At 40.4% G+C, this 1,046-nt stretch carries 1 protein-coding gene and 1 pseudogene; both read right to left on the reverse strand.

Annotation, left to right across the window (positions count from 1 at the left end):
* Positions 1–195: 195 nt before the first annotated feature.
* Positions 196–672, reverse strand: coding sequence for a TIR domain-containing protein (locus KDK14_RS17960; protein ID WP_257266569.1), 477 nt, complete (start codon positions 670–672; stop codon positions 196–198).
* Positions 672–986 (reverse strand): annotated as a pseudogene (locus tag KDK14_RS17965) (hypothetical protein); the annotation flags it as partial. The gene KDK14_RS17960 and the pseudogene KDK14_RS17965, both read right to left, overlap by 1 nt.
* Positions 987–1,046: the final 60 nt, after the last annotated feature.

A 1,046-nucleotide genomic window follows, 5' to 3' on the forward strand; every position in this document is an offset into this window, starting at 1 on the left:
AGTGAGCGGATTCCATCAGGGCCAGAGGCATTGAGACCTCACCCCAAAGGCCGGACTCTTTATTATAAGGGTGGAAGCATTACTCTTTAGTCATGGTGGAAAACTTTTCCTTGCATCGCGGGGCGAACCATATATGTTCCTGGTTTTCCGTTTTTTACTCTTGACTACGGAAAGGCTCATATGTGTTATGTGCGTTTACCGACCTGCTACTTTTGCAGCTTTTTCAATCCAGTCACCCAAGTTTTCATATCCATTATCAGAAACCCAATCATACACAGGGTACTTTATTACTTTTCCATCTTTTTTAAATTCCCAATTATCAAACGGATTTTCCCCTTTTGTAGTTGTTTTTCCGTTGCTATCTTTTACTTTGTGGACATAGATACCCAGAATACCATTGCCTTTTTTATGGCTGCTGGTTATTTCGTAGTCAATCCATTTTTTACCAGCTGTATCTGAGCCGATCAATACAACAGTTACGGATGTACCTTTCAGTTGTGAATCAATCCATTTCTCTATTTCAGAATCTTTCTTTTTTTTAACTTCTTCCCACTCGGCAGTATCAAAAAAACCAGATGCCTTTCGATCCTGAGTTACCCAGCTATTGCGAACAATACTGGCTCTCCAGTTGTCTTTTTTATAGCGAAAACTAAAAAATGTTTGGCGTGCCACTACACATCTCCTTGGTTTATTTTTACCTTAACTGCTTCTAGAATCTGTTCTTCTAGAGCTTCCAATGTGCTGGCCTCACTATTGAGACCAGCAATTAGTTCTGAGAATTTTGATGGTGTATCCTTACAGCTTTCCATTTCATCACACCAAAGCTGCCTAGACATATACCCAGTAGCACCTACAGGAATCGTGAAAACCCCTTGTGCCTTTGATATTTCATATTCCTCTCGCATTCCATTTGAATCGACTACCTGGTCCCCATCCAATTTATTTCCAAAAAGGAAAATTGCAATTCCTGCATGTGATATCATGTCTTTTCTATACCTGAATCCGTAACTTCAGAAGACGTTGAAACCTTCGGAAGCCGGTCGTGC

Origin of the sequence: Endozoicomonas sp. ONNA2, assembly GCF_024606365.1 — a bacterium.
Taxonomy (GTDB): Bacteria; Pseudomonadota; Gammaproteobacteria; order Pseudomonadales; family Endozoicomonadaceae; genus Endozoicomonas.